Below are 397 nucleotides of genomic sequence, written 5' to 3'. Positions count from 1 at the left end.
GCAAAGGCAAAGGCAGGTCACCTATCACAACCCGTAAGCCTAACGTGCCTGATCTGCGCCCAGACTTGGTAAATCGTGAATTTAGGGCTCCTGGCCCTCATCGGCTGTGGGTGGCGGACATTACCTACGTGCGCACCAGGAAAGGCTTTGTGTACACCGCGTTCGTGACCGATGTATTCTCCCGGAGGATCGTCGGATGGGCGCTGTCGGATTCGATGCGCACCGAAGCCTTGCCGCTGCAAGCGCTCAACCAGGCGATCGTGTGCGCCAAAGAAACAACGGGCTTGATTCACCATTCAGACCACGGCTCACAATATGTGAGCATCGTCTACAACGAGCGCCTGGCTGAGCACGGTATCGCAGCGTCGACTGGGACGGTGGGTGACTCCTATGACAA

At 57.4% G+C, this 397-nt stretch carries 1 protein-coding gene; it reads left to right on the top strand.

The genetic code is table 11. The features are described from left to right. Positions 1-397 (top strand): DDE-type integrase/transposase/recombinase (locus tag HMPREF2692_RS11725; protein ID WP_141761331.1); only part of this gene is annotated, 397 nt, incomplete at both ends.

It is taken from the genome of Corynebacterium sp. HMSC036D03 (assembly GCF_001836185.1).
Classification (GTDB): domain Bacteria; phylum Actinomycetota; class Actinomycetes; order Mycobacteriales; family Mycobacteriaceae; genus Corynebacterium; species Corynebacterium simulans.
The sequence above is the reverse complement of the archived record's forward strand: the minus strand, read 5'-3'. Positions and strand labels throughout refer to the sequence as shown.